Here is a 26,357-nt window from a genome sequence, read left to right as displayed (position 1 = left end):
TCGTGACGTTCGATTGGCGGAAGGCTTCTGGACGAATCATTCGGTGGAACTTGTCTTAGTGCTCACTCCGACCTCTGAGGCGGCCCCTGCCTCATCAAGGTGCGCGGCGGTGTGGCCTGTCAGTGCCATCAGTCGCTCGGGTCCAATGGGTTCCTCTTCGAGCAGAGGAACGAGTGCATAGCGTTGTGCATGCCGAGTGGCGACTTGCTCGATCTGGCTGACTTCATGGTGCGCACGCTGCAGCAGCAAGGGTGATTCAGGATGGCTGGCAGCAACGCTGTTGTTGATGATCCAGGCCCAGGGCTCGATATTGGCGCGACGCAGGTCGTTCTGCAGGTTGACTGCCTCGAGAACCGGCGTTGTCTCGGCTAGCGTGACCAGCAGTACCTTGGTCTGCCGGGGATCCTGGAGCTGCATCATCGGCGTCGAGAAGTGCATGCCGGTGTTGCCCAGCTGACGCGCGATCTCGCGATGGTAGGCACCCGTGGCGTCGAGCAGCAGCAGGGTATGCCCCGTGGGCGCCGTGTCCATGACGACGAATTTCTTGCTTGCCTCGCGAATGGTGCGAGAGAACGCCTGGAATACGGCGATCTCTTCTGTGCACGGTGAGCGAAGATCTTCCTCGAGCAGTGCCCGGCCTTGATCATCCAGGGCTGCGCCCTTGGTGGTGAGCACGTGCTGGCGATAACGCTCGGTTTCGGCGCTGGGGTCGATCCTGCCGACCGTCAGGTTGGGCAAGACGCCATCCAGGGTTTCGCTCAGGTGAGCGGCGGGATCGGAGGTCGTCAGATGGACCGGAAGGCCACGTTGGGCCAGTTCCACGGCGATGGCTGCCGCCATGGTCGTCTTGCCGACGCCCCCTTTGCCCATCAGCATCACCAGCCCATGACCATCCACGGCGATCTCATCCACCAGGTGAGCGAGTGTGGCTTGCCCGATCTCGGGCAATGCCTCCCGCGAGTCGGTGGCCTGTGGGTCCTGGGCTGGGCAATCGGTCAGCATCTGGCGCAGGGCATCGAGTCCGATCAGGTTGAAGGGCTTCAAGGGCAGCCGATCACAGGGCAGGGCGTCGAGCGCGCTCGGCATGGCGGCCAGGGCTGCGTTTTCGCGTTCGTGGATGGCGGCCGCCAAGGAGTCCTGCTGTGCCTCCTGGGGAGGGAGAACTCCATTGATGACCAGATACTGCTGCGACAGACCCAGTGCGGCGAACTCTTCCCGGGTACGGGCGACTTCACGCAGGGTCGATTGTTGCGGTCGGGCGACGAGTACCAGTCGCGTGCGCATCGGATCGGCCAGGGCGTCGACGGCGGCCTGGTACTGGTTGCGCTGCTTTTCCAGGCCGGCCAAGGGCCCAAGGCAGGAGGCATCGCCCTTGCCGGCTTCCAGGAAGCCGCTCCACGCGCCGGGAAGCTGCAGGAGACGAATGGTGTGCCCGGTGGGTGCCGTGTCGAACAGGATATGGTCGAAATCGGCCGTCAGCGATTCATCGGTCAACAGGGCGGTGAATTCGTCGAAGGCGGCGATCTCGGTGGTACAGGCGCCCGAGAGCGACTCCTCGATGCCCTTCACAACCTCGTCAGGCAGCTCGCCGCGGACAGGCTCGATCAGGCGGTCGCGATAGGCCTGGGCGGCAGCCTGCGGATCGATCTCCAGAGCCGACAGGCGGGGCACCGCAGTAATCGGTGTGATCCGGTTGCCGATGGTGGCACCAAAGACGTGGCCGACATTCGAAGCCGGGTCGGTACTGACCAGCAGTACGCGTTTGCCCTCGTCGGCCAGTCGAATGGCCGCGGCACAAGCGAGGGAGGTCTTGCCCACGCCCCCCTTGCCGGTGAAGAAAAAGAAGCGGGGGGACTTTTCCAGAAACTGCATGACGAATCCTCCAGGGTCAGCTAGCAGCGGTTTCCTGCACAGCAGCCCTTGCTGGGTGTTGGCTGCGCCAAGGACTCGCCCAGGCCAGTCCAGCGAGCGAGCTCGCCGCGATTCGGGTAGCGTCCCGCCAAGGCGATCTGGCCGTCGATCAGGATCAACGGCAGTGCCTCCTGTCCCGAACGGGCGAGAAAATCCTTCACCACACCATGGTTGGCAAATGCCAGGGGGTCCCTGGCGAGATTGAAGCGCTCGATGGCGATTCCATTTTGCTTGGCCCACTCCAGATCGGCGGCAAAGTCGACCAGCGCCTGGTCGACATCGACGCCACAGACGCCGGAGCTGCAGCAGAGGCTGGGGTCGTATACCTGAATGGTTTGCATCACGTCACTCCTTGGAACGGGTGGGGGAGGCGCCCCCCACGAAGAGATGCCTGAGGCCCAGGAAGCCCGCGACGTCGAGCCTCAGGCCCTGGTCGAGCAGCGTCGGGTCGATATGCACGGTCACGCCGTCGAGGTCGAGGCGGGTGAAGTGCTCCGGCGCCTTCGGTGCACTGGCCTCGGCCACCGCGATATCGGCCCCGCCGCCGCAGCAGCCGTGACGGGGCGAGAGGCGCACCGTGGCCACACCGCCCTTGGTCTTCAGCCACTCGCGGGCGCGGGCGCTGATCTCGATGGCCATGGCTCAGCCCCTGGCCTCGGCGGCAGCTGGTTCTTCACCCTCGGGAAAGTGGTGACGCGTCTTGTTGGCGATTCGTACCAGGGCCAGCATGATAGGCACCTCCACCAGCACGCCCACCACCGTGGCCAGCGCCGCACCCGACTGCAGGCCGAAGAGGGCGATGGCGGCGGCTACGGCCAGCTCGAAGAAGTTGCTGGCACCAACCATCGCCCCGGGGGCGGCCACGTTGTGGGGGACCTTCCACGCCTTGGCCCAGCCGTAGGCGATGAAGAAGATCAGGAAGGTCTGGATGATCAGCGGGATGGCGATCAGCACGATATGCAGCGGATTGGCGATGATCACGTCGCCCTGGAAGGCGAACAGCAGCACCAGGGTGATGATCAGCCCGACGGGGGTGATCGGCCCCACCTTCTTCATGAAGACGTTGTCGTACCACTCGATGCCGCGGCGGGCGATCAGGATCCGCCGGGTCAGGTAGCCGGCGGCGAGCGGGATGACGATGTAGAGCACCACCGAAAGTGCCACGGTGTCGTAGGGTACCTGGATGTTCGACACGCCGAGCAGCAGTATCACGATGGGTGCAAAGGCGAACAGCATGATCAGGTCGTTGAGGGCAACTTGCACCAGGGTGTAGGCGGCGTCGCCGCGGGTCAGGTAGCTCCATACGAAGACCATGGCAGTACAGGGGGCGGCCCCCAGCAGGATGGCACCGGCCAGGTACTGGCTGGCCAGGTGTTCCGGGATCAGCGGCTGGAACACCACCATCAGGAAGAACCAGGCGATGGCGAACATGGTGAAGGGCTTGATCAGCCAGTTCACCGTGGTGGTGATGACCAGTCCCTTGGGCTGGCGGCGTACGCCGAGCACGGCGGTAAAATCGATCTGCGCCATCATCGGGAAGATCATCGCCCAGATCAGGATCGCCACCGGGATGGAGACCTGGGCGTACTCGAAGCGCGAGAGCGTCTCGGGCACCGCCGGGGCGAACTGGCCCAGCAGCACCCCGGCGACGATGGCTAGCGCCACCCACAGAGAGAGGAAGCGCTCGAAGAGCCCCATGCCCTCCGTGGTGCTGGGTGATTGGGATTCCTGATGTTTGGTCATGGTATGGCTCCTGTCAGATGGCGCGCTGGTTGACCCGGGCAGAGAGCTGATCGGCCGACTCCTTGCGCTCGGAGTAGCGGTCGGTGAGCACTTCGCTGCGCCCGCGCACCAGCAGCGTGAATTTCACCAGCTCCTCCATGACGTCGACGATGCGGTCATAGAAGGGTGAGGGCTTCATGCGGTCGTTGTCGTCGAACTCCATGAAGGCCCTGGGCACCGAGGACTGGTTGGGGATGGTGATCATGCGCATCCAGCGCCCCAGAACGCGCAGCTGGTTGACCGTGTTGAACGACTGGGAACCGCCGCACACCTGCATCACCGCCAGGGTCTTCCCCTGGGTGGGGCGCACCGCGCCCAGCGCCAGGGGAATCCAGTCGATCTGCGCCTTCATGATGCCGGTCATGGCGCCGTGGCGCTCCGGCGAGCACCACACCATGCCTTCGGCCCATTCGGCCAGCTCTCGCAGCTCTGCCACCTTGGGGTGGGTCGCCTCCTCGGCGTCGGGCAGCGGCAGGCCCCGCGGGTCGAAGATGCGGGTCTCGGCGCCCATGGCGCGCAGCAGCCGGGCGGCCTCCTCCACCGCCAGGCGGCTGAAGGATCGGCTTCGCAGCGAGCCGTAGAGCAGCAGGATGCGCGGTGCATGGTCGCGGTTCATGGGGATGCCCAGACTAGCGGCATCGGGTGCCCGGAACAGCTCGCGGTCGATATTGGGCAGGTCGTCCAGGGGATGGGTCGTCATGGGGTGTCTCCTTGAGGGGCCTCTTCCCGGGAGGCGCGCTGGTGGATCTCCTCCAGGGCCTGCTGCAGTGCGTCGGAAGGTAGTTCATCCAGCGGCAGGGCGAGCATGGCCTCGATGCGCCGGCGCAGGGCGCCGAAGGCGCTGGCGAAGGCGGCCTCGATCTCGGCCTCGCTGCCCTCGGCCTTGGAGGGGTCCGGCACGCCCCAGTGGACGCGCACGGCCCTGCCGAGGAACAGCGGGCAGGCCTCGCCGGCGGCATCATCGCAGACGGTGATGACGACATCCGGCGTCACCTCGAGATCGTCCCAGGACTTGCTGGTGAGTCCACGGGTGGAAATGCCCGCCTTCTCCAGCCAGATCAGCGTCAGCGGATTGACCTCGCCGACGGGATGGCTGCCACCGCTCCAGGCGCGATGCCGGGTCTCGGTCAGGTGGTTGAACAGGGCCTCGGCGTAGATGGACCGGCAGGAGTTGCCGGTGCACAGAAACAGTACGTTCATGGTGTCTCCATCGAGACAGGCGTTGAGGTCAGGGGGTCAGGCTGTGTTGTTGCTTAGCATATATGGAGAAGAATATATGGAAAAGCATATATGTTCAATATCAGTCTCCGGATGACGGCGCGTTGCGCTGGTCCGGGGCGCGCTGAAAGGCCGGCGAGACCTCGTGGGGGTCCCGGATGTCGCGCTGCCTGGCGGCGGCCTCGGCCCACCACCCGAGCTGGCCCAGGGTGCGACCGAAGTAGCCGGCCCAGCGGTCCGGGTCCTCGCGGAAGCATCCGTCCTCGTCGAGGGCTTCCTGGGCCTTCGGCACATGGATCATCGCTGAGACCGGCAGGCAGCCCAACTCGGCGAGGAAGGTGCGCATGTTGACCGCGGCCCGGGCGCCGCCCCACTGGCCCGCCGAGTAGGTAACGATGGCGCTGGGCTTGAAGGCGTAGAGGGAACTGCCGAAGTGGTTGAGCAGGTGGGCGAGCGCCGGGCTCATGGAGTGGTTGTACTCGGGGCTGACCATCACGTAGCCGTCGGCCGCCGCGATCTTGTCGGCCAGGCTCGCCAGGGCCTCGGGCACCTTCGACTTCGCGTAGGCGAAATGGGGCTTGAACACAGCGCTGAGCTCGATCGCAAGCGGGTCGATCAACTCCACGCTGGCTCCGTCGGCCTCGAGCAGTTCCACGCAGGCGCGGGCCACGCGCAGGCCGAGCCGGGCGGGGGCGGGCGGGGTGCTGTCACGGGCCGAGCCCAAAAAGACCAGAAAGCGGGACATGGGAATCTCCTGCAGAGTGGGAGTGCCGCCACGATAGCAGCCCCACAGATAAGATAACGTGGCGGCTACCTGATACCTTGGCTCACCATAGTTGTTGGCTTTCAGGTCCCGTGTGATTGACCACCCGATTAGTAACAACCTCAGGGCATCTGGCCCCCCATTCCCTTACCCTGCGTCTTCCACGCCTTCCGATAGATCAAAGGCGCTGACATCGAGCTCAAGCAGCTCAACAGGGCGGCTCTTTCGGATACTGATCTTACCCAGCATTGGTGGAAACCGATCTAAGCGATCATTCGGGCCTCGAAGGCCTCTGGGCTGATCATCCCGATCGCACTGTGCCGGCGGTGCCGGTTGTAGTCCAACTCAATGTACTCGCACACCTTCCGTCGCATGGATTCTCGGGTCGCGAATCGCTCGCCGTGAATGGCTTCGACCTTGAGATTGTGAAAGAAGCTCTCGGCTCAGGCATTGTCGTAGCAGTTGCCCTTGGCACTCATGCTGCACCGGAGGTCGTGCCGGGTCAGCAACGACTGGTATAGGGACGAACAATACTGGCTACCACGTCGCTATGCACGATGACTCCCTTGGGCATCTTGCGGCTCCACAGCGACATCTGGAGGGCATCGCCGACAAGGCCCGCCGTCAAGCGCTCGCTCATCGCCCAGCCGACCACCTTGCGTGAGTACAGATCAATCAGCACCGCCAGGTAGAGCCAGCCCTCACCGTGTAGTGGTCAAGTGATGTCGCCGACCCATTTCTGGTTCGGCGCTGTAGCGCTGAAGACCTGCTCCAGCAGCTTCGGTGCGACTGGCAGGCCATGCCGTGAGTTCGTCGTGGCCTTGAACTTACGCGCGGCTTTCGCCCGCAGGTTTTGCCGACGGAGGCTGGCGGCCACGGTATTGCGGCAGATGACCACGCCGGCATCGTTCAGGTCATGGGTCAGCCTGGGGGCACCTGAGCGCCCCTTGCCCTGTTTGAAGGCCTGAGCTACGCGCTGATCGGTAAGCGCTTGCCGGCGGCGGCGGGGAGACGGTTCACCTCCCCGCTGTCGCCAGGCGTAGTAGCCGCTGCGGGCGACACCAAGAAACGCACACATTTGTTGAATGCTGAAGGCCTGACGATGCTGCTCAATGAAGGCGTACTTCACTTCAGGCTTTTCGCGAAGTACACCGCGGCTTTTTTGCAATTTCAAGCTCTTCCGACTTCTCAGCCAGCTGACGCTTGAGCCTCGCGTTCTCTTCCGCCAAGGCCTGCTCGCGAGCCGAAGCACTCTGCTGCTGCTGAGCCTTGGCTCACCATTGGTAGAGCTGGCTGGGTTGAAGACCCAGCTCGCGGGCGGCGGCACTGGCACCAACACTGTCCGCGAGTGCCAGGGCTTCGTCCTTGTAGGCCTGGGAGTAACGGGTACGGGTCCTCTTCATCGACGTTGCTTGCCTTGGCATGAGGGTCACCTCGTTCAGTGTACTGCCTTAACGGGGTGCCCACTGTTGGTGGGCAAGATCAACCAAACGGGACCCGACATCTACGGATAAAGTCAGGGTGCGAGAGGACGCTACCCCAATCGATACCGGGATGCCCATGCAGCGCTGAACCTGCTGACGCAGATCGCGGGAGTGCGATTGCAGAACCTCGGGGGTAAGAACCAACATCTCGAAGAACAGCTCATCGATTGGGTACGGCTCAACGGGGGCGGTGAATGCCTGCATGATGGATACCACACGCCGTGAGCACTCCCCGAACAGCGGGTAGGCCGAACTCAGCAACACGGTCTGCCGGCGCACCTAATGAGGCAGATTGAATACCGGTCTGCCGTTGGTCACCCCCATCGCCTTCAGCTCGTTCGAGCGGGCTACGAGGCAGCCATCCCCTGAAGAGAGACCCCCCACCGGGCGACCCAGCAGCTCCGCCATGAACACCCGGAAGCAGCTGACGTAGAAGTTGTTGCAGTCGCAGTACCCGATCATCACCGGCCTCGGCGACGATGGGAATGGATGTTGTGGGTGACCACGCCCCAAGTCTCACACTCCACGCCACGCAGCGCGATGGGCGGATACTCGGGGTTCCCCGACAGCAACGCCGGCTGGCCATGCCACCGGCCCATCTGCTTGCAAGTCAGCTCCCCGTCGAGGGCGACTACAATGATGTCACCCGTCACAGGCGCCAGCAATCGGTCCACGATGAGTAGATCCCCGTCATATCCCCAGCCATCAGCGGCAGGGCATGGCGGGAATCGCAGGCCGATTGGCCCAGGATCTCAAGGCCCCAGGCGGTAACGTCATCATGCTGAAGGGGTGGCATGGCTCTCTCTCATAACTGTACATATGCACAGTATCGGAGAGACAGCAGGATTGCTGCAAGCCAGCCTTACATCCCAAGGGGCGCCGGGCGCCAGCAACCTACCCCCCCCCAGTAACGCCTATGGCTACACGTATAGACATGAGCGTTACAGAGTGCTATCTTAACCTTGTCACTGGACCAAGCCAGCTGACCTCGATGACGAAGAGCCTGGCTACTTCGCACGATATAAACCAAAAGGAGAAAGACATGTGTAAATCAAATATCGCCATGGACAAGCTGCGGATATGCAAATCGCGGCGGATGTAAACCGGCCCGCCAGGGTCAAAGGAGAGCTTATAGCCCATCCACTGAGCAGGTAAATATTATGAGCCAAGTTGCAGAGGCGCGAGACAAGTTGTTGCCTCTCAATATGCGCGTTGAGAGTCGTAAACGCGCCCTTATTGATAGGGCTGTCGCCGAGTTGGGTGGAGATCGAACCAGTTTCGTTCTCGAAGCAGCATGCCGCCGTGCCGAAGATATTTTGCTGGATCGGCAGGTATTTATGCTGGATGACGACTCGTTTGAAGCCTTCGAAAGGGCGCTGGAAACCCCTATCGAGGATAACCCATGTGTAGTGAAGCTGATGAACCGAAAGAAACGCTGGACGTAAAGATTAAGGCTCCCGAAAAACTCGGGGAGCATCATGATATATCTGAGTTTGACTGTGGCCGCCCCTCGCTCAATGACTTCCTGAAGTTGAGAGCATTGAAAAACGCCAGGCGTCGGGCGACCGTTACCTATGTGGTCTGTTATGAAAGCGGGGATCAGGTGGCTGGCTATATATCGCTGGCCACGGGGGCAGTGATGCGCCAAAGCGCCCCCAAGAGGATGCAGCGCAACATGCCCACGGAAATACCCGTGGTAGTGCTGGGCAGGCTGGCGGTAGACCAGCGCTGCCAAGGGATTGGGCTCGGTGCCGACCTTCTGGCCGAAGCGGTCGATCGCGCCCTCGCTGCTGCTGAGCATGTTGCGGTGCGTGCATTGCTGGTCCACGCGCTTGATGAAGAGGCGGCGGCGTTTTACAAACGTCACGGATTCATCGAGACGCCATTCGACCCCATGGTGTTGATGCTGTCCTTGTCGGGGTAGAGCCCCCGAAATGACAGATGGGAGGCTCCTGCCTCCCATGGCTAAGGCAGGCGGCTAGTAGTAGAAGGCCGCTTTGCCCTAGCTGCCGCTTAACCAGTCCTCCCACACACCCTGGCCAAGAAGGAATTGCCGGCTTTGCTGGCGCCAGCTGCCCATGGCTTACGACGCCAAAATCCCCTATGGCCTGCGAGATGATCGCCTTGTCCATGTCAGCCAGTTATCTCGAGGCGAACGCGGGAGCCGTTGCGGCTGCGTCTGCCCTGAGTGCAAGTCGCCACTGACGGCTCGTATGGGAGAGGTGAACCGGCACCACTTCGCCCATTCAGGCGGGAACCGGCCCTGCGCCGGAGGCGCAGAAACCGGCATTCACCTCGCAGCAAAGCAGATGATTGCCGATAACCTGGCGATTCCAGTTCCTCTTTTGCAAGCATCACTCGAGGGTAAGGACAGCCTGGGATACTCGGTCAGGGAGTCCAAGGTCATCTTCAAGGGGTGCGATCGTCAGCCGGTCGACAGGGCCAAACTGGAGCACCACCTGGGCGACATACGCCCAGACCTCATTGTGACCCTGGCAGGAAACGAGATCCTGATCGAGGTCGCCGTAACGCACTACATCGATGATGAGAAGCTGCGTCGTCTGGAAGCGAGAGGACTACGGTGCATCGAGATCGATTTAGGCGACATCCCCCGGACAGTGACACCGGCCGAGCTGGAGTCTTACGTTTATGACCGGGGACGCGCCTACTGGATCGTGAACCCCAAGCTCGCTGCGGCCGAAGCCGCTCTACAGCCCAGACTCCAGCAAGCCATCGACCGAGAAAACGCTCGCATCGAGAAAGCTCGCCAGGAGCGCGAGGAGGAGGGTCGCCGTCTCCGCGAACACTATGCCCGCATGGAGGCGCACTACCAGAAGCTGGAGGAGGCGGCCGAAAAGCGCCGTCAGGAGGACGAGAAGAAGCGCCGCCAGGAGGAAGAAGAGAGGCGCCAGCGAACACAAAGGGAACTTCAACAAGCGGCAGAGGCCAGGCAGCGCCGGGAGGCCGAGGAGAAGCAGCGCCAGCAACTCGCCTGGGAAGAGGAGCGCAGCCAGTTGGACCTTGACGGCATGCGCGGGAAAGCACAGCACCTCCTCAATGCTTGCCAGGATCTGGAGGCGCAATGGCGTCATGCCTCTGTGCCGGAGCGATTGGCGCTACCGATGGCACGTCGCCATGTGCCCCGCGCTATGGCGAAGATGGAGGTCACCGAGACCCCACGCGCCCTGGCGACTTCCATTGCCTATGACTGGATGTTCAACGTGTCGCCTCAGGAGTGGAAGCTGGTTGCCTTCTTCGAGGAAGTCTATACCCATAGTCACCTCCGCAAGCAGGAGTGGGTGTCCATTCTCGACGTTGAGCGCTGCATCAAGGAATTCGGCTATCGACCCGCGAGACCTCTCCTGGCTGCCGAAGAGCTGCTGAATACTGCCCAGTATTACCGGGTGCTCTCCGATGACCCTGGAATACTGGCGCTGGCACAACTCCCCAGGCCTCTCGGCGCGGTCGCTGAGTTCCTGGGCGAGCTAGCCAGTCATGGCATGATCCAGCTGCGACCTGGGCCGATTGACCAGCTGGCGCTGATCCCAGAGCTACCACATCGCTGGCGCTGAGCCACAGCAGGGTGAGGCGTTGATCAGCCGAGGCGTCTCGCCTCGACTCCGCCCTGTGTGGCTAACCGCTGCCGCAACCGTTCGTTCGCATCCAGTTCGTGCTCGCGCTCTCTGAACCAGTGGTCCCGGCGCTCAATGGCCTGGGCCTTCTCGTCTTCCAGGCGGGCTACACGTCTTGCCAGGCGAATGCACTCGCACCGCAGCTCTTGCTCCGACATGACGTGGTAATGTGCGATCGCAGCTCCCATCTCAACACCTCCTTGCCTTCTCAGCCCCTCCCCATCACGACTTCGGCTTGGGGATCTTCACACCTTCCAGGTTGTAGTGCTCGCCCAGCTCGATAGCCCGACGCACAGATTCCAGTACCGGCTTACGCACCGTGCGATAGCGGGTCGACTCCGGTGAGGCAAACCAGCCCTTCACCGTCTCGACGCTGTAGCCCGTCAGGGTCGCGACATGCTCTTGCTTCAGCCCATGGCGCTCCATGAGCTGGCGCAAGGCCTCGTTGTTCGATGTGGTCGATGTCTCCGATTTGCTCATCTACGTCTCTCACTCAGGGCCGCCCACCTCGGCGAGTGGCCAGGTTCATGGAGGCGCCTGCGACATTCTGCTGGCGCCAGGGAAGGGTCACGCCTCAAGCCCCCAGCGCTGGCGGGCACGATCCAGCGCCGACCCGGGCGCGGGCTCCTGGGCCTCCTCAGCGTTGAAGTGCGCCAGCAGTTCGCCGAATAGTTCTCGGTCGTTCAGATCGAGGTCGATCCCTACGAGGCGGTCGACAGCCTGATGAATCTCGATAGTCGTCCAAGGATCGAGCTGAGCGACCTCCTCGTTGTCGCGGATGAGGCGCTGAATTTCGGCGTGGCCCTTGATCGTCGCCAGCTGGCGGTCACGCATCTCTTCACCCGACATATAGCCTCCGGTTGCACGGCTTGAACATAACGCGAATGTTATATGTGCAATGCACACCTTTGCAAGTGTGCCCCATCCCCACGATAGCGCCTGATAGATATTTATGAACATCGGAAACCTATCTTCTTTCCGGCAAAAAAAGTGTGCGCCCTCCTTGAAAAAGTGTGCATTGCACACTAGAATAACAGTCATCAGGTGGAGGCCAGGGCCTCCCGAATAGCGCCAACACAGGACGAGCATCGATGACGACCTACTTCATCCCCCTGTTCTCTCTTCCCACCATCGTGGTCGAGCCCGGCCACTACCTGACCCGGGCCGGAGAGCGCGTCCTGGTCGAGCGGGTTTCCAGCCGGCACGACTTCAACTGCACTGGGCGCTATGCCAGCTGCGGCACCGCCGAGCGGTGGCACAAGACCGGAAGAATCATGGCCACCTCTGAGACGCCCAACGACATCGTGAAACGCCTGTAACCAGCTACCAACATCCAAACGTGAGGAAGCCCCATGAAGCTCAACATCATGCACCCGCTCTATGTCGTCGCCGGCCTCTCCAGCCAGAGCGAGCCCGGGAACCAGTGGATGCCGATCTCAACGCAGACCTACCCGGTGCAGGAAGTCGCCGAGCGCGAGGCCGAGAAGATGGCCCGCCGTGCTCGTCCTCACGAGCAAGTCGGCGTCATCGAATACAGCGCCGATGGGGCGCGGCTGGTCGGCCAGGTCCATCAAGGCGCCAGCGCCTGAAGCACGACCACGCATCGCACGAGCCGAACAACGACAAGGGAAGGGAGTAGACCATGAACCTGGCGATCAACCTGGACACCGAAACCGCAGCACCGACCACTTTCGAGCCGGCCGCGGCGCCGCTGCCCCAGCGGGCGCGTCAGGCTATCGACCTCCTCAAGGCGATCGTCACCGAGCAACCCACCTCACTGCTGATCGCCTATTCGGGCGGCAAGGACTCCACCGTGGTCACCAGCCTCGCGCTGGCGGCCCTGGCCGAGCTGGCGCAGGAAGGGAAGCTGAGTGCAGACATCGAGCACATGGCCGTGACCTCCAACACCGGCATCGAGAACCCCGTGATCGAGCGCCATGTCGGCAGCCATCTGCGAGCCATGCGGACGTTCTGCGCCGAGCACGCCATCCCCCTGAAGGCACAGTGGGCCTTGCCGAGCCTGGCCGAGAGCTGGCAGGTGAGCGTCCTGGGTGGCCGCCGCCAAATGGCCTGGCCCAGCGAAGGGCAGAGCCAATACTGCTCTGTCGACTGGAAGATCAAGCCGATCGACACGCTCAAGCGCCAGCATGCCAAGTCCCTTCCCAAGGGAGTGCGTCAGGTGACTCTGCTGGGCAGCCGGTTCGAGGAGTCCGCTCGCCGTGCGGCGAACATGGCCGACCAGGGCGCCGGGAGCGGCGTGGTGGATCACCAGGGGCGCCTGCTGGCTTACCCCATTGCCGATTGGACGACCAGCGACGTGTGGGACTACATCCTGTTCGCCCAGCCCTTTGGACAGGGAGGGCCTTTCCCGAGCTACGCCACCTCTCTGGCGGACGTGCTGGAGGTCTACAACAGCGCCAACGGCGAGTGCTCCATCGTCGGCGACAGCGGCAAGCGGACCCCGTGCGGCGCTCGCACCGGCTGCTGGGCGTGCCCGTATGCCGGCAAGTCTGACGAAAGCCTCACCAACATGGCCAAGGACAACCCGGAGATGGCGCCGCTGCTGGCGCTGCGCCAGTACATCGTCTCACTGCGTCATGACGTGGGCGCCCGGAACTTCATCGGCACCGACATCAAAGACGGTGGCGACATCAATATCAGCGCTGCTGGCTATAGCGGCCGAGTCTTGCTGGACCTGCTGCGGGCCTGCCTGACCCTCGACGCCGAGGAGATGGAGCGCTCTGACAACCCGGCCTTCCAGATCATCACCCCGCAGGAGCTGGTCGCGATCGAGTGGAACTGGGCAATCCGTGGCATCCAGGTGCGCCCGTGGGAGGCCACCCGCGCCTGGGTCGAAGTCCACCACCAGGGCAAGCGCTTCCCCATTCCCAGCGCCAGCACCGCAGCCCCGGCTCAGGCAGGCGGCCAATCACTGCACCCCTTGGAAGGGGAGACCCTGGGCTCTGTCACCACCCCGCTCATGGCCCATGCTGGCGTCACGGTGGCCACCGGCTCTCGCCTCGAGGTTGACCCCGAGGGCGCCATGGAGATGCTGAGCATCGAGGGCGACATGCTGGCGGCCGACACCGAGAAGGCCCCGGAGAGCGTGGCCAACTCGCTGCTCATGCGTGGCGTGGTCAGCATCCCGGCCAGCCGCCGTGGCGAGCTGGATCGCCGCCTCACCGCGGTCGCCCGGCTGCGCGAGGAAGGCGTCATGCAGTGGGCCTTCCACGGTGGCCGCCCTGAGCTGGCCAGCAATGAATTCCAGCTGGCGATGGTGGGATAACCCACCAACTGGCCCCGGGGCAGCCCGGGGCCTCAGTTTCGCATGCGAAATCGTCACTGAGCGGTGACCTGGCGCCAGCAGGTAAACTCCAGGCACACGGATCAAGCGACCAACCGGAGACAATCCCATGAGCTGGACTATCGACTCAGCCTCCCTCGAGGCTCAGGCCCGGCTGTTCACTCGCGGCGCCTATGCCGGATCAGAGATTCGCCCCAATCTGGCGGGCCTCGAGGAGAACTCCCATCCCAGGGCAGTGCTTCGGCTGCTCGAGCAGGCCAACCTGTCCTCGCCTGAGACCCGGGCCGCGGCCTGGCTGCTGCCCGCTGTCGAGCGCACAGCCACCATGATCGAGGACATTCGCGAGGTATTCGGTAGCGAGGTCGCGGATCTGGTCCGGGCCGCCGTCCCGGAGAAAGAGCCCAGCGAGGCAACGACCGTGGAGGAGATGCTGGCGCAGGAGCGGGCGATCGTGGCCGGCAGCAGCTCCCTGGCTCAGACGCTGGCGGTTTGCTCGATCATCGCCGACATCGAGACAGACGCTGACGGGGCGGTGGACATGCTCGACCACTATGCCGCCTGGCTCGAGGGTGCCACTCAGGCGCAGCCCTTCCTTCGGCGCCGCGCCCAGCGCAGCATCGAGGCTGGCTTGGCCACCGCTGAGGAGTGATCGACGCCAGCGAGAGGGCTCCGCGTCAGCAGGCGCTTGCGTCCTCATGAAAGTAGGTATGATCGGATCACTGGCCTGGACAAGAACACGGGACACTCGCCATGGAACTCATCATCAAGCTCCTCCTCTGCGCAGCCGGTTTCGGCGGCCTCTCCTGGGCCTCTTGGGGCTTCGCTTCGAGCCACGATACGGGCATGACGTTGATGGCGCTGGTTCTCGGGGTCGCCGCGTTCATCTGCGGCTTTTTGGCCATCGCCAAGGTCATTCACTACAGCAAGTGGGCGGCCACCCTCTTCTGGATCGCCATGCTGGGCACGCTGACATACACCTTCCCGCCGCTTGGCCTCACCCAGCTAGGCTGGCTTGGCTGGGGGATCATCGCCTTCCTCGCTGTCTGGTCTCTCATCGTCGTCGCCTACAAGCCGGCTGCTGGCGCCAGCAAGAAGTCCTATCTCGGCAACTATGACGTGTATAGCGGTGATGGCTCCCCGACAGGGATCGACTACAGCGGTTACCCATCGGCAAGGGCTATCCGCCATGGCACCTACAGATCGACAAACGACCTATGAAAAAGGCCCCCGGGAGTGATCCTGGGGGCCTTTCAGCTTGTGGGGTGGAGCCTGCGGCTTACCAGCCCCAGGGGGATTGCAGCTCGCTGGAGACCGCCAGAAGCTCGCGTAGCCCGGTAATCTCGTCAGTAACGGCGATCTTGTAGGAGATCCGCTGGTTCATCTCCAGGGTCTCATCGGGCTCGCCTTCGGTGTGGAAGTCGACGCGGGTATCCTTCATCTCGTACTCACCCTCGTTGTGGAACCACTCCACGATATGGGTGGCGCCACTCAGCAGAGACAGCTCCTCCTCGGGCAGGCTGCTCTCTGCGACGAACTGCTCATTGAAGCCGTCGACCCCCTCGAGGTCGCACTCGTACCGCACCACCTCACGACCACGGCTGTCCTCGATCACCTCCCAGCTCGTGCTGGCGCACACGGCCCGGCGATCCAGAGCCTGCTCATAGGTCAGCGAGGAGCCCACCGGAAAGGTCTTCTCCTTGAGGTCAGAGATCACGGCGCTGTCACCGCCACAGCCGGCGAGGGTCAGCATCGCCGCGGCCGGCAGCAGGGCAATCAGGTTCCGCTTTCGCACAGTGTCATCCCTTCTATTCAGGTTGTGTGGGCGCCTCACGCCCTTCTGTTATCCGAGGGTGGGTCACCCTCAGCTGTCACCCGGGGAAGCTCCGGGCACGTCACAGAGGCCTCTCCGGTAGGGGCTCCATGATTCGTTCTACCCATCCACCACCAGGGTCCGGCCGTTATCACCACCACCGATGGCACCTTGCATGGCCGCGTAGATGCGCTTGATCCCCCGGTCGGACTTGAGACGCCTGAGCGCCTTCGGGGCGAAACGCCAGAGCCCCATCATCTCGTCGGGCAGGTCACCGGCTACCCAGGCCTCCTCCACGGTCTCCTCGTCCAGCTTGAAGCCCACAATCTTGAGATGGTGATCGGTGCCGGCCGCGACGAGACTCCGGTAGTAGGCTCCCGGCTCCTCCAGGGGGTCAGCGTGCTTGTACTGGTCCCAGGGCTGGTGGTAGAGCACATTGGGCTTGGGCACGGTTTGCCAGGTCGACAGCACCTCCTCGGGGCCATCCCACTCGACCACCAGGGCCGCGCCAGCTGCCTCCACCTGCTGGCCATCCGGGGCCTGGGCGGCGGGCTTGCCGCGCACCACCGTGGCATACAGGTTCAGGCAGGCATCCGTGTTCATCGGGTCAACCGAGAACGGGACATACCGGCCCGCCTTCGCGATCTGGTAGGCCTGCACCGGCCCGGTCACATGGAACAAGCATGTCGCCATGGGTTCTCCTCAAGTAGTGGTGGGCGGCCGGGTCACTCCATCTCTTCCCGAAGCTCGGCCAGTAACGTCTCGCGTTCCTTTTGTGCTGCCTGGAGGTCAGCATCATCGAAGGGGAAACCCCGACGCTCGGCTGCCGCCATCAATGCGTCTCGATCTGCGGGATCACCCAACATGTCGTGCCAGCGGCGAAGCTGCGTCACGACCTCGGAGTGATAAAGCTCGTAGTGAAGTCCGCAGCCAGACCCAGCCCCTTCCTCGGCCATTTCGACAAGTCGGCGAGGCTTGATGAGGCAGCCAGGTTGGCTCTGCCTGGGGTTCGCAATGAATCCGTCAGGGGTCACGTCTATCCTCCTCCATCCCTCAATGGCTGGCGTCAGAGGGTCAGTCATCGTCCTGCTGCGCCTGGAGCAGGGCGGTGATCTCCCGTTCGACCGATGCCACGGCTGGCGCCAGCGTCTCGTCCACTTCCTCCCTGCCCAAGCGGGCGACTTCTTTCCAGCGCTCCAGGGCATCCCGGGACACGAGGTAGGTTCGGGCACAGTCGCCCTCGGGCACCTGCATCTGAAGCGACTCCAGCAGCTCGAGGTCGCGCATGGAGAAGACCTGGACGGCCGGCACCAGCAGCCCTGCCTCTTCTGCCTGGCGGCCTGTGGAGGCCTTGTCCCAGTCGCGCTCGGCGCTCTCGAAGGCAGGGTGGGTGGCGGTCTGGTAGCCACAGCGCTGGCAGGACAGCCAGTGGGCATGGAACCAGTCGGTCACTCGCCGCAGGTAGTCCGGGCTGTCCTCGCAGCCGCAGACAGGGCAGGGCGCTCGCTCTGCCATGACACCTCCCGGTGCTTGCTGGGTGATGGGTTCTTGAGACCGGACATTCATGCGAAGCCCCCGGAGAGCTGGCTCAGTGACTGAGCCCGCGCATTGGCGCTCTCGCGCACGATGTCGGGAGAGAAGCCGGCACCACAGTGGACCTCATCGATCATCACCAGCTGGAGGTAGCCGCGGTTGATCAGGTAGTTGCCAAAGCCCTGATCGGAAATATCGCGGTGCGAGAAAGCCCCGGAAGCCTCCATCTCGTTGATCTGCTCGATGGTCACCAGCCCCTTGTTGAGGGCGTCGAGCGTCCCCTGGCGATAGGGCGCCTGGCGGCAATACTGCTCGGCCAGCTCGCCCAGGTTGAGATCCACGAGCGCCCGGTACAGGCCGCTGCACTGGTAGTAGGTGGTCCCACCACTGGAGAGCGCCAACAGCTCTCCCTTACGGTGACTCGGCTTCGCCATCATTCGGTCCCCCTTGGTGTTCTTGTGCCCCTCTCTCGAGGCCGGCATGCGCCATGCGGTGAGCGCTGACCATGCAGGCATAGGCGGAATGCAGCGCATCGCCGATGATGCGATCCGCAAGCTCGAGAGGGGTGGTATCGGTAATGCCGGCCCGCCGAAGATCCTGTTCGATGACGGCGCGGTGGCGCTGGTACTCCTGGAGACGACCGGCCAGAGACTCGTCCGGGGCCTGCTCCGGTGACGGGTTCACGGTATGCAGTGAAGTGCCCATCTCTACCTCCTACGTTGCAGCACGGCTCATCGGTTGCGCGTCGATGATGGAGGCCAGTCGCTCCAGGGCCGTGATGGAGATCGTCCTCTCGCCTGCCGCGCTACGCGCCTCATGGCGGCGCAGCAGGGAGAGATCCCGTGGCGAAACCCCGTGGTCTCGGCAAAACGCCGCCTGGGTGGTCCCGCGCTCTTCCAGCAGCTGCTCCAGGGCCTGTCGCAGCGCGACAATATCGGCGTACTCGAAGTGGCCCTTGCTCAGCTCGCTCTCATCGTTGGTCTCACTCATGCTGGGCTTGCCCAGCCTGGGCTCGAGGTTGAAGGTCACGGCCTCGGGAGATGGGGTGCTCGGCACGGCCACATCCTCTCCGAGGCCAGCAGTGCCCTCGGCCAACCTGTCGCCTGAAGAGGTAGGGCCACCGCTGACAGCTGGCGCGGGCACCGGCCGCCCCATGCGCGACAGAGACGTGATCGCCAGCACGGCCGACAGCTGGAAGATGATCAGCGCCAGCGCCTGCATCACGACCAGCGCCTGCTGGCGCCAGGTCATGGCCTCGGCCGGGGGCGTCGACAGCAGCTCGGCCAGCTCGGCATCGACCTCGGTGAGCCGCGCCTGGGCCTCCTGGATGGGCGTGAGCCAGCCTGCCCGGGCCTCGCTGTTCTCCCGGAAGGTCACCAGGCTCTCCTCCAACCGCGCTGCCTCCTGGGTCAGCCGCTCGATCCGCAGCTCACGGCCGGCGTCGACATGCGAGGCCGCCTGCCACTCCTCCACCAGAGGCTCACAGACGGTGTAGACCGGGCCGGTGAGCGCGAGCACGCTGGTCACCAGCGCCAGCGCTCGTCGCGCCAGCTGGCGCTGATACCAGAGCCACAGGGCGACGACCTCGAGGAGCACCGCCCAAGCCCAGCCCATCGGGCCGACGAACTCGGTCCAGAACTGGATGGCGTGCAGCTGAAGCAGGGCGATCGCGCCGGTCAGCACCAGCAGCGCCGGCAGCTTTTCCAGGTATCGGGTTGTCGTTGTCTTGTCTCGCACAGGCTCACTCCCACACACGAATCTCACACCAGCCGACGAGGCCACCTCCCCTTGCCAAGGAAGGGGCCGAGGTCGTTCACAGCGAAAACGTCACCACGCCGTTGCGCATGACCGGCTGCATGGCCATGTCCACCGGCTCTCCCAGCCGCGGCGCCGGGGGCGGCTCGGGTGTCTCGGGCTCGGGGGCGGTCATCCGAATCGCGGTCGACAGCGCCAGCATGGCGGCCCAGGCCACCATCCAGCGGATCAGGAACGGGCGATCGGTCAGGCGGGCTCGCCGGGTGACCAGCTTCGCCGTCAGGAACAGGGCATAGAGGAGGGCGGCTACCCACACCAGAACCAGGAGGCGCGTCATAGGCCACCTCCTGCCACGGCAGCATCCGGGCCGATTTCGCATGCGAAATCCCGGTACTGGCCACCGGCCGCCTTGTGCTGGCGCAGCTTGGCCGTCAGCGCCAGCCCCGCCTCACTGAAGGTCAGGGTGGTGCCGGGCTCGACCTGCACGGGGCCGACCGTGAACAGTCCCTCGGCGGCGAAGTCCTGCACGCAGCTCCAGTCGTCGTGCCACGGGTCCGGCTGGGTGCCGTCCGCCAGCGTCGTGGCATGCTCCGGCCGCATCACCATGCCCGGGCGAACCGGGTGACTCGGGCGCTTGGGGCGCGGGCACTGCTCGGCCAGGACGCGGTAGTGTCTACGATTGGCGGTCATGCGCGGATCAGCGCCCACCTGGAAGCCGGCCATCTCCACCATCACGGCTTCGACGTAGGCCAGGCAGCGCCAGTGGTCTCGGCCCCACCGGGCCATCGGAACGTAGGCTTGCTCCATCTGGATTCTCCATCTTGGTCAGGGGCGAGGGTCGCCGTTGTCTGTGGCGGCTGGCGCCAGCGCCAGCTCGCGATCTCGGTCTTCCCAGCCGTGCAGCCAGGCATTGCGGAAGGCCCGCGAAAAGGTCAGTCGGCCGCAGTCCTTCCGGTAGTCGTTGTAGGGGCAGGCATGCCGGGGGTCGCCACGGTCGCGTGCTTCCCACCCCTTCCTCTCGGCGCCATCAAGCGCTCGGTTGGCCATGGGGCTCTCCTTCTTCTATTGCAGGGGTGGGCTGGCGCAGCCACAGCGGCAGGGAGGTCAGCCGCCGCTGCCCGGTGACGTGCCGGGCCGCTCGCTCGATGGCCGAGGGGTGGCCCACGAGCACCACGCGGCGCTTCCCCCGGGTGATGCTGGTGTAGAGCCACTGCCGCTCGAGCATGTGCCAGTGCGATCGCGCCAGCGGGATCACCACGGCGGGGAACTCCGACCCCTGGGCCTTGTGGCCGGTCATGGCGTAGGCGAGCTGCAACTTGCCGAGGGCATCGCTGGTGAACAGCACCTCCCGGTCCTCGAATCGCGCCAGCACCGTCTTTTCCTCGGGGTCGGCCGCCACCACGAACCCGAGGTCGCCATTGAAGACCTCCCGGTTGTAGTCGTTCTCGGTCTGCACGATCTTGTCGCCGGCCGCCCAGCGCCGGCCATTGATCGTCACCGAGCCCCGGTCGCCGGGGATGTGATAGGCCCGCAGCGCGTCATTGAGCGATCGGGTGCCCACCGGGCCGCCGTGCATGGGCGTCAACACCTGCACCTCATGCAGAGTGTCGAAGCCATGCGCCAGCATCTCGGTCGTGGCCACGCGGAACGCCTCCTGGAGGACCAGCTCCGGGTCACTGCCCTCGGGCACCGCGACAATCTCGAAGTCGCTACCCGGGACAGACTGGGGCGGGTGTCCCTGATTGACGGCGTGCGCCTGGACGATGATCTGGGAGCCTTCCCCCTGGCGGCGGATCTTCTGCAACCGGGCGACAGGCACTCGCCCCGAGGCGATCACATCCCGCAGGACGTTCCCCGGGCCAACCGAGGCCAGCTGATCTTGGTCACCGATGATGTAGAGCCGGCAGTGGTCGGGCAGGGCGACGACGAGGGCGCGGAACAGCTGCACGTCCACCATCGAGGCCTCATCGATGATCACCACGTCCGCCTCGATCGGGTTGTCCGCATTGAACTCGAAGCCGTTGGCGCCAGCCCCCAGCAGCCGGTGAATGGTCGTCGCGGGTCGCCCGGTCGCCTCGCTCATCCGGCGTGCGGCTCGCCCGGTAGGCGCACACAGCGCCAGCTCATAGCGACTGTCATCCAGGGTCTGCGCCAGCACCTCGGTCACCGTGGTCTTGCCGACCCCCGGGCCGCCCGTGAGCACCGCCACGCCATAGGCCAGACAGGTCACCAGGGCTTCACGCTGCTCGTCGCTGAGCACGCGCCCATCGGATAGCTCGCCATCGACACTGGCCAGCCCGCTGTCCTCCCAGGGGACCGATCGCGCCAGCAGGGCAGCGGCGACCGTGCGCTCTGCATTGATCAGCGCCGGCAATCCCACCAGCCCGCCATCCACCTGCTCCAGCTTCTCGTGCGCCAGCAGCAGCTCAACCACCGAGGTCGTGCGTGCCACATCCACCTCGAGGAGCTTCGCGCCTTCCGAGGCCAACTCCCCCGAGGTTGCCAACGTGTGGCCCGAGGCTGAGCGGGCATCCACGACATGACGCAGGCCGGCGATGATGCGATCCCGGTGCGTCAGCTCGAAGCCCATCGACCGCGCCATGGTGTCGGCGATGCGAAACCCGATGCCGCGAGTCTTGAGCAAGGTGCGGTAGGGGTTGGCCGACACCTTCGCGATGGTGTCCTGGCCCAGCTGGCGGAATACCGACATGGCCCGCGAGGCGCCGAGGCCGTGCCCCTGGAGGAAGATCAGGGCTTCCCGGGCTTCCTCATACTCGTTCCAGCTGCCGGCGATCCGTGCGGCCTTCTTCTTGCCGATACCGGGCACCGCTCGCAGGGCTTTCTCGTCGCCCAGGACATCCCGCAGGCCGTCACCGAAGTGCGCGACCAGCCGCTTGGCGAAGGTCGGGCCGACACCGGCCACCTTGCCGCTGGCCAGGTAGGCGCCCAGGGCCTTCGACCCCCGGGGCACCTGGGTCACCAGCCTCTCGGCCTTGAACTGCTGCCCGAAGCGGGGATGGGTCGTCCAGGCGCCATGAGCCTCTACCGACTCCCCCTCGTTGAGCGGCTGGCACACCGCCACGAGGGTCACCTCGCGTTCCGCCTCATCGCGCACGGTCAGGATCTGGAATCCCTCCTCGCCCACGAAACGGACATCGGCAACCACTCCGCTCAACTGCTCCAGGTTGTCCATGGTGCTACCTCACAAAAAAAAGCCCGGCTGGGGAGAGCCGGGCAAATGCAGGGTGGGAGTCAATAGGCTCTGGCAGAGCGGCGCGGCCTATTAGCACGCCCGGGACACGCCCGACTGAAGCGCTGGTTCTACTACGGGGGAGCCCACTAAGCGGTGTGAGAGAGAGAAGCCGGATCAGGGCTGCTCAGTGGGCTCTCCGGTAGCCCCGGTGACCGGGACGACCAGGCGGCTGATGCGCATCCCCAAAGCCGCGTCAGGGGAGAGAGAGGAGTCACGGGCGCACTCCGCGTAATTCGATCGGCAGGGGTTTCGCTGTTTCCTCTGCCTATGTGTTGCTATACTAGACGACGATTTATAGGAATGCAACACACCCAGGGAATGGAAGACATCGTATTGTCGGCATGCTCCCGAGCGGGGCGATATTCCGCTCGACAATCCCTACCGAAGGACAACCAACAGGATGACATCACGAGCACTCATTCTGTGTGAGAAGCACTCGGATCAGGCAGACAAGATAGCCCCTGCCCTGGGGCTGACACGCAACGGCTCTTCCTATACCGGCACCTGGAATGGGGTCTCCCTGACGCTGGTATGGGCGGCTGGCCACCTGCTGGCGCCGGTCGAGCCTGCCGTTGTGAGCCCTGAGGCCAACTGGCGTGATCCACGCAGCCTGCTGCCGCTGCCTACCGCTTTTCCGCAGACCCCGACAGACCGGGGGAAGAAGTACCTGGGCAACCTGAAGAAGGCCCTTTCCCAGGCCAGTGAGGTGTGGCTGGCGACCGACCCCGACCGTGAGGGGGAGGCGATCGGCTACGAGGTTCTGCAACACGCGAAATACCGGGGCACGGTGAAGCGCATGTGGCTCACCGGCTCCATGGAAGCGTCAGACGTGCAGGCCGCGGCCAAGCGCCTCCGGGAAGGTGGGGAGACCATCTCCTACTGGCGAGCCCAGCAGGCCCGCGCCAACGCCGATGGGTTCTGGCAGTACCTCGTTCGGGCCTACACCGCGTCCGCCCGCATCGGGCTCATGGGCAAGGATCTGGGCAAGGGGAAGGGCAAGGCCGGCGTCGTTTCTGCCGGCCGTGTGCAGTCCGCCACCCTGGGGCTGGTGGTCGATCGCGATCGCACGATTGAGGGCTTCATCCCGGTCGACCACTACCAGGCGAAGATCACCCTGGGCGGTGGCGAATTGAGCTATGCCCCGGTCGATCCGCCTGCTGGCGCCAGCGGCATCAAGCTCCAGGACGATGGCAAGCCGCTGTTCCTGGACCGGGACGCCATGGAGGCCTTCACACAACGCCTCGAGGGCGCCGACACGGCCGACATTCTGGCCGCGGACACCAAGCAAACCGCCAAGCACCCGCCGCTTCCCTACAGCCTCACCGCGCTCCAGCGGGACATGTCCAAACAGCACGGGATGACGGCCACGCAGACCCTCAAGGCGGCCGACGCCATGCGTAGCGATGGCTACCTGACCTACCCCCGGACAGAGCACGGGGAGCTGCCCGCCAGCCTCTACAACCGGGATGACCTGCTGGCGATCCTGGGCGGCGCTGCCAAGGCCGATGACGGGCTCATGGCGCCAGCACGCCTGGCGGGTCGCCGGCACTGCTTGGAAGGGGCCGATGTGCCGCGCCCACGGTGCTTCACCGACAAGCCAATGAACCACCACGGGATCATTCCCACGCACAAGACGCCGGACCTGTCGGCACGCTCAGACGCCGAGCGAAAGGTCTACCTGGCGTGTGCCCAGCAGTTCATCCAAGCGCTGCTTCCACCGGCCACAGTAGAGTCTCTGAAGGTCAGCGCCAGCGTCGATGTGGAAGACGTGCTGGAGCGCCAGCCAGCGCTGTTCGCCGGCACCTTCAAGCGCGTCGTTGACCCGGGCTGGATGACCGCGTTCCAGGCGCCGAAAGCGCAGAAGGATCTCCCCCCGCTGGTATCCGGCGCCAGCCTGCCCATCGAGGCCGTGAGGCTTCACGAGGCCCGCACGGAGCCTCCCAAGCACTTCACGCTGGACACCCTGCTGAGCGCCATGCTCAACGCTGGACGACAGGTAGAAGGCGAGGATGCAGCGGCCCTCAAGAAGGCCGAGGGGATCGGCACCCCGGCCACCCGCGACACGGTGATTCAGACGCTCTTCGATCGCGAGTACATCGCCACACAGCGCAAGGGTAAACAGCAGCTGATCGTGTCCACTCCCCGAGGCCTCGCCTTCATCGATAACACCCCGCGCATGCTCTCCGATGTCCGCGTGACGGCCGCCTGGGAGCGCGAACTCGACGTGATCCAGAACGCCTCCAGCGATGCCGAGGCCAAGCGGCTGCGCGACACCTTTATCACTCAGCAACGCGACTTCATCACCACCCGCATCAACGAGGTTATCGAGACCATGGACAACGCCCCCGAGGCCGTTCGTGAGGCCACCAACGCACCGACCGAGAACATGATTGCCGCTGCCCGGAAGATCGCTGCCTCGCGTGATCTGGAGCTACCTGAGGGCATTGAGCACAGCTTCGACACCTGCCGCGCATTCCTGGATGAAGTGATGCAGCAGACGCCCCCGCCCACCGACAAGATGAAGGCGTTGGCGATGCGCCTGGCGGACGAGAACGGCGTCACCTTGAATGGTGAGCTGACCTCCTTCAGGGAGTGCAAGGCGTTCATCGACAAGCACCTCCAGAACGGGGAGCCGACCCCCAAGATGCTGGCCGCCGCTGAAGCCGCCGCCAAGCGCTACGGGGTCAAGATTCCCGAGGCCGCCCGCACCTGCGTCAAGGAGTGCCGCCTGTTCCTGAGCGAGCACCCCCGATAGCCGCGCACGAGGCCCGCCCGGGCACCCCCTGGGCGGGGATAGACACACCAGATCGACAACCTGCATGCCGCTCGAATAGGCCCTTCCCCTCGCCAAGGAAGGGCGCGAAAGAACACAGCTTGAACCCTCTCTCACTGGGGGGAGAGGAACCAGCTCTGGACATGGTAGGTGACACAGGAATGACGCATGACCGATAGCGTATCCAGCAACACAGAGGGGGCTTCCCCGACACAGCGCAAGTCGCGTTATAGACGCACGGTAGACAGGCAAACCTACCTGGACGAGTCCGCCCAGATGATAGGCGCCCTGAGTCATGACATCACGGCCATCATGGGGGAGTACAACCGCCAGCTAGTAGACCTCCATGAGCGGTTGCGTGACGCTCAGCCGCGCTCACACGGCGCCGTTCTTATGGACCTCAACCGCTGCGGGTACGGGTGCCTTGGGTGCCCCCATCCGGTGTGGGTGAAGTGGATGGACAAGCAGAAGAATAACCGCCAGTCCGCCTCCAAGTGGATTGCCGTTCGACTGTCTCGCCCAGGCACCGCCGCACGCTCGAAAAGCATCCCCGATGAGGCCCGCGAACTGATTGCTGAAGCACAGTCGCTGATCGAGCGTAGAGCCCGTTTTATCGATCACCTGAAGCGCATCAACAAGGCCATCGGTGCAGCTCGCAGCACACGTCCCGACCTAGGGTTTCAGCACACAGGGGAGGGTGGGTAGAGCACCCTGATACGGTATCGCTGACAAGTGACGAACAGGCTCCCGGGGCATCTCGTGGAGCCTTTTTTGTGGCTGTCTGATTGAGCGATAGGACACCGCCAGAGCGTCCCATAGAGCGCTTGCCGGTATGGCTTATACCAGCACTACAGGCGTCATGGGTGTGCGATCTCCTGGCAGCATCCTTGGGGGTACGAGCGCCCCACGGGAGAGTATTCCCAACGGGCAGTGGTGACGACAGTGCGAACGCCTATTCGGCGCGTGAGCGACCACGGCGAGTGTGTGCCTGTCGGGGTGTGGGGAAGCGTTACCACCGTGCCTGCGGCTGGCGCTTTCGGTGCGTGAGCAGCCACGGCGAGTGTGTGCCGTTCGGGGCGTTGCCACCGAGCCTGCGGCTGGCGCCTTCGGTGCGTGAGCGACCACGATGAGCGTGTGCC

33 protein-coding genes and 3 pseudogenes are annotated in these 26,357 nt (G+C 64.3%); 11 read left to right on the top strand and 25 right to left on the bottom strand.

Annotated elements, in window-relative coordinates:
- Nucleotides 1-36 precede the first annotated feature (36 nt).
- The 11 genes and pseudogenes from arsA to HALA3H3_RS27565 all read right to left on the bottom strand — a co-directional run bounded on the left by arsA (nucleotide 37) and on the right by HALA3H3_RS27565 (nucleotide 7,954).
- Nucleotides 37-1,872 carry an arsenical pump-driving ATPase gene (gene arsA / locus HALA3H3_RS25255; protein ID WP_022524211.1) on the bottom strand — a complete coding sequence of 612 codons (1,836 nt, stop codon included), beginning with the start codon at nucleotides 1,870-1,872 and terminating at the stop codon, nucleotides 37-39.
- Between the two features lie 20 nt (nucleotides 1,873-1,892).
- The gene (gene arsD, locus HALA3H3_RS25250; protein ID WP_022524210.1) at nucleotides 1,893-2,252 is read right to left on the bottom strand and encodes an arsenite efflux transporter metallochaperone ArsD; all 360 of its coding nucleotides are present in this window, start codon (nucleotides 2,250-2,252) and stop codon (nucleotides 1,893-1,895) included.
- A gap of 4 nt (nucleotides 2,253-2,256) precedes the next feature.
- Nucleotides 2,257-2,550, bottom strand: a complete 294-nt coding sequence (locus tag HALA3H3_RS25245) for a CC/Se motif family (seleno)protein (protein ID WP_022524209.1) — start codon at nucleotides 2,548-2,550, stop codon at nucleotides 2,257-2,259.
- 3 nt (nucleotides 2,551-2,553) lie between these two features.
- Nucleotides 2,554-3,654 (bottom strand): ACR3 family arsenite efflux transporter, encoded by a 1,101-nt coding sequence (arsB, locus tag HALA3H3_RS25240; RefSeq protein WP_022524208.1) that lies wholly within the window; start codon nucleotides 3,652-3,654, stop codon nucleotides 2,554-2,556.
- A 13-nt stretch (nucleotides 3,655-3,667) separates the two neighbouring features.
- Nucleotides 3,668-4,393 carry an arsenical resistance protein ArsH gene (arsH, locus tag HALA3H3_RS25235; RefSeq protein ID WP_022524207.1) on the bottom strand — a complete coding sequence of 242 codons (726 nt, stop codon included), beginning with the start codon at nucleotides 4,391-4,393 and terminating at the stop codon, nucleotides 3,668-3,670.
- Nucleotides 4,390-4,893: an arsenate reductase ArsC gene (locus HALA3H3_RS25230; RefSeq protein WP_022524206.1), complete on the bottom strand. Its 504-nt coding sequence runs from the start codon at nucleotides 4,891-4,893 to the stop codon at nucleotides 4,390-4,392. The genes arsH and HALA3H3_RS25230 overlap by 4 nt, the downstream gene beginning before the upstream one ends.
- Before the next feature lie 100 nt (nucleotides 4,894-4,993).
- Nucleotides 4,994-5,656, bottom strand: coding sequence for an NADPH-dependent FMN reductase (locus HALA3H3_RS25225; protein WP_022524205.1), 663 nt, complete (start codon nucleotides 5,654-5,656; stop codon nucleotides 4,994-4,996).
- A gap of 281 nt (nucleotides 5,657-5,937) precedes the next feature.
- Nucleotides 5,938-7,098, bottom strand: a pseudogene (locus HALA3H3_RS25220) (IS3 family transposase).
- 27 nt (nucleotides 7,099-7,125) lie between these two features.
- Nucleotides 7,126-7,620, bottom strand: a pseudogene (locus HALA3H3_RS27770) (Y-family DNA polymerase).
- On the bottom strand, nucleotides 7,620-7,811 hold the full coding sequence (locus HALA3H3_RS26485; protein ID WP_238326139.1) for a LexA family protein: 192 nt from the start codon (nucleotides 7,809-7,811) through the stop codon (nucleotides 7,620-7,622). Before HALA3H3_RS26485 ends, HALA3H3_RS27770 begins: the two are co-directional and overlap by 1 nt.
- A complete protein-coding gene (locus tag HALA3H3_RS27565) occupies nucleotides 7,808-7,954 on the bottom strand; it encodes a hypothetical protein (protein WP_238326135.1) in 147 nt (48 codons plus the stop codon). The genes HALA3H3_RS26485 and HALA3H3_RS27565 overlap by 4 nt, the downstream gene beginning before the upstream one ends.
- 364 nt (nucleotides 7,955-8,318) lie before the next feature.
- Here HALA3H3_RS27565 and HALA3H3_RS25205 point away from each other — a divergent pair, with 364 nt between their 5' ends.
- The 4 genes and pseudogenes from HALA3H3_RS25205 (at nucleotide 8,319) to HALA3H3_RS25195 (ending at nucleotide 10,730) form a co-directional block, all read left to right on the top strand.
- Nucleotides 8,319-8,603 carry a type II toxin-antitoxin system TacA family antitoxin gene (locus tag HALA3H3_RS25205; RefSeq protein WP_022524195.1) on the top strand — a complete coding sequence of 95 codons (285 nt, stop codon included), beginning with the start codon at nucleotides 8,319-8,321 and terminating at the stop codon, nucleotides 8,601-8,603.
- Nucleotides 8,561-9,082, top strand: a complete 522-nt coding sequence (locus tag HALA3H3_RS25200; protein ID WP_022524194.1) for a GNAT family N-acetyltransferase — start codon at nucleotides 8,561-8,563, stop codon at nucleotides 9,080-9,082. The genes HALA3H3_RS25205 and HALA3H3_RS25200 overlap by 43 nt, the downstream gene beginning before the upstream one ends.
- A 154-nt stretch (nucleotides 9,083-9,236) precedes the next feature.
- Nucleotides 9,237-9,398: pseudogene (locus HALA3H3_RS28025) on the top strand (hypothetical protein); the annotation flags it as partial.
- A 105-nt stretch (nucleotides 9,399-9,503) separates the two neighbouring features.
- On the top strand, nucleotides 9,504-10,730 hold the full coding sequence (locus tag HALA3H3_RS25195) for a hypothetical protein (RefSeq protein WP_158414256.1): 1,227 nt from the start codon (nucleotides 9,504-9,506) through the stop codon (nucleotides 10,728-10,730).
- A gap of 282 nt (nucleotides 10,731-11,012) precedes the next feature.
- On the opposite strand, the gene HALA3H3_RS25185 is transcribed toward HALA3H3_RS25195, so the two are convergent.
- The gene (locus tag HALA3H3_RS25185) at nucleotides 11,013-11,270 is read right to left on the bottom strand and encodes a helix-turn-helix domain-containing protein (protein ID WP_022524191.1); all 258 of its coding nucleotides are present in this window, start codon (nucleotides 11,268-11,270) and stop codon (nucleotides 11,013-11,015) included.
- Between the two features lie 87 nt (nucleotides 11,271-11,357).
- On the bottom strand, nucleotides 11,358-11,750 hold the full coding sequence (locus HALA3H3_RS25180) for a hypothetical protein (RefSeq protein ID WP_144410465.1): 393 nt from the start codon (nucleotides 11,748-11,750) through the stop codon (nucleotides 11,358-11,360).
- Between the two features lie 131 nt (nucleotides 11,751-11,881).
- Between HALA3H3_RS25180 and HALA3H3_RS25175 the strand changes: the two genes are divergently transcribed.
- The 5 genes from HALA3H3_RS25175 (at nucleotide 11,882) to HALA3H3_RS25155 (ending at nucleotide 15,312) form a co-directional block, all read left to right on the top strand.
- Nucleotides 11,882-12,109, top strand: coding sequence for a hypothetical protein (locus tag HALA3H3_RS25175; protein ID WP_022524189.1), 228 nt, complete (start codon nucleotides 11,882-11,884; stop codon nucleotides 12,107-12,109).
- Between the two features lie 33 nt (nucleotides 12,110-12,142).
- Nucleotides 12,143-12,379, top strand: a complete 237-nt coding sequence (locus HALA3H3_RS25170) for a hypothetical protein (RefSeq protein ID WP_022524188.1) — start codon at nucleotides 12,143-12,145, stop codon at nucleotides 12,377-12,379.
- Between the two features lie 53 nt (nucleotides 12,380-12,432).
- Nucleotides 12,433-14,076, top strand: coding sequence for a phosphoadenosine phosphosulfate reductase domain-containing protein (locus tag HALA3H3_RS25165; protein WP_022524187.1), 1,644 nt, complete (start codon nucleotides 12,433-12,435; stop codon nucleotides 14,074-14,076).
- 127 nt (nucleotides 14,077-14,203) lie between these two features.
- Entirely contained in the window at nucleotides 14,204-14,743 is a 540-nt protein-coding gene (locus tag HALA3H3_RS25160; protein ID WP_022524186.1) for an HD domain-containing protein, read from the top strand.
- A gap of 101 nt (nucleotides 14,744-14,844) precedes the next feature.
- On the top strand, nucleotides 14,845-15,312 hold the full coding sequence (locus tag HALA3H3_RS25155; protein WP_022524184.1) for a hypothetical protein: 468 nt from the start codon (nucleotides 14,845-14,847) through the stop codon (nucleotides 15,310-15,312).
- Between the two features lie 58 nt (nucleotides 15,313-15,370).
- On the opposite strand, the gene HALA3H3_RS25150 is transcribed toward HALA3H3_RS25155, so the two are convergent.
- The 11 genes from HALA3H3_RS25150 to recD2 all read right to left on the bottom strand — a co-directional run bounded on the left by HALA3H3_RS25150 (nucleotide 15,371) and on the right by recD2 (nucleotide 22,385).
- Nucleotides 15,371-15,886 (bottom strand): hypothetical protein, encoded by a 516-nt coding sequence (locus tag HALA3H3_RS25150; protein ID WP_022524183.1) that lies wholly within the window; start codon nucleotides 15,884-15,886, stop codon nucleotides 15,371-15,373.
- Between the two features lie 138 nt (nucleotides 15,887-16,024).
- Nucleotides 16,025-16,597 carry a hypothetical protein gene (locus tag HALA3H3_RS25145; protein WP_022524182.1) on the bottom strand — a complete coding sequence of 191 codons (573 nt, stop codon included), beginning with the start codon at nucleotides 16,595-16,597 and terminating at the stop codon, nucleotides 16,025-16,027.
- A gap of 32 nt (nucleotides 16,598-16,629) precedes the next feature.
- Nucleotides 16,630-16,938 (bottom strand): hypothetical protein, encoded by a 309-nt coding sequence (locus HALA3H3_RS26855; protein WP_022524181.1) that lies wholly within the window; start codon nucleotides 16,936-16,938, stop codon nucleotides 16,630-16,632.
- 40 nt (nucleotides 16,939-16,978) lie between these two features.
- On the bottom strand, nucleotides 16,979-17,419 hold the full coding sequence (locus tag HALA3H3_RS25135) for a hypothetical protein (RefSeq protein WP_053857264.1): 441 nt from the start codon (nucleotides 17,417-17,419) through the stop codon (nucleotides 16,979-16,981).
- 47 nt (nucleotides 17,420-17,466) lie between these two features.
- Nucleotides 17,467-17,874: a hypothetical protein gene (locus HALA3H3_RS25130; RefSeq protein WP_053857263.1), complete on the bottom strand. Its 408-nt coding sequence runs from the start codon at nucleotides 17,872-17,874 to the stop codon at nucleotides 17,467-17,469.
- The gene (locus HALA3H3_RS25125) at nucleotides 17,849-18,142 is read right to left on the bottom strand and encodes a hypothetical protein (protein WP_022524177.1); all 294 of its coding nucleotides are present in this window, start codon (nucleotides 18,140-18,142) and stop codon (nucleotides 17,849-17,851) included. Before HALA3H3_RS25125 ends, HALA3H3_RS25130 begins: the two co-directional genes overlap by 26 nt.
- A gap of 9 nt (nucleotides 18,143-18,151) precedes the next feature.
- The gene (locus HALA3H3_RS25120) at nucleotides 18,152-19,174 is read right to left on the bottom strand and encodes a helix-turn-helix domain-containing protein (RefSeq protein ID WP_022524176.1); all 1,023 of its coding nucleotides are present in this window, start codon (nucleotides 19,172-19,174) and stop codon (nucleotides 18,152-18,154) included.
- Between the two features lie 76 nt (nucleotides 19,175-19,250).
- Complete coding sequence (locus tag HALA3H3_RS25115; RefSeq protein WP_022524175.1) at nucleotides 19,251-19,529, bottom strand: hypothetical protein; 279 nt, start codon at nucleotides 19,527-19,529, stop codon at nucleotides 19,251-19,253.
- Nucleotides 19,526-19,999 (bottom strand): hypothetical protein, encoded by a 474-nt coding sequence (locus HALA3H3_RS25110; RefSeq protein ID WP_022524174.1) that lies wholly within the window; start codon nucleotides 19,997-19,999, stop codon nucleotides 19,526-19,528. Before HALA3H3_RS25110 ends, HALA3H3_RS25115 begins: the two co-directional genes overlap by 4 nt.
- A gap of 18 nt (nucleotides 20,000-20,017) precedes the next feature.
- Nucleotides 20,018-20,239 (bottom strand): Rmf/CrpP family protein, encoded by a 222-nt coding sequence (locus HALA3H3_RS25105; RefSeq protein ID WP_022524173.1) that lies wholly within the window; start codon nucleotides 20,237-20,239, stop codon nucleotides 20,018-20,020.
- Entirely contained in the window at nucleotides 20,220-22,385 is a 2,166-nt protein-coding gene (recD2, locus tag HALA3H3_RS25100) for an SF1B family DNA helicase RecD2 (RefSeq protein ID WP_022524172.1), read from the bottom strand. The genes HALA3H3_RS25105 and recD2 overlap by 20 nt, the downstream gene beginning before the upstream one ends.
- Before the next feature lie 460 nt (nucleotides 22,386-22,845).
- On the opposite strand from recD2, the gene HALA3H3_RS25095 reads away from it, so the two are divergent.
- Together HALA3H3_RS25095 and HALA3H3_RS25090 are read left to right on the top strand one after the other, a co-directional pair.
- A complete protein-coding gene (locus HALA3H3_RS25095; RefSeq protein WP_022524170.1) occupies nucleotides 22,846-25,200 on the top strand; it encodes a DNA topoisomerase in 2,355 nt (784 codons plus the stop codon).
- 186 nt (nucleotides 25,201-25,386) lie between these two features.
- Complete coding sequence (locus HALA3H3_RS25090; RefSeq protein WP_022524169.1) at nucleotides 25,387-25,923, top strand: hypothetical protein; 537 nt, start codon at nucleotides 25,387-25,389, stop codon at nucleotides 25,921-25,923.
- A 132-nt stretch (nucleotides 25,924-26,055) separates the two neighbouring features.
- Here HALA3H3_RS25090 and HALA3H3_RS27560 read toward each other — a convergent pair.
- A partial coding sequence (locus tag HALA3H3_RS27560) for a hypothetical protein (protein ID WP_238326134.1) occupies nucleotides 26,056-26,357 on the bottom strand: 302 nt, incomplete at its 5' end.

The sequence above is a fragment of the Halomonas sp. A3H3 genome (assembly GCF_000982975.1).
In the GTDB taxonomy this organism is placed as follows: domain Bacteria; phylum Pseudomonadota; class Gammaproteobacteria; order Pseudomonadales; family Halomonadaceae; genus Vreelandella; species Vreelandella titanicae.
The sequence above is the reverse complement of the archived record's forward strand: the minus strand, read 5'-3'. Positions and strand labels throughout refer to the sequence as shown.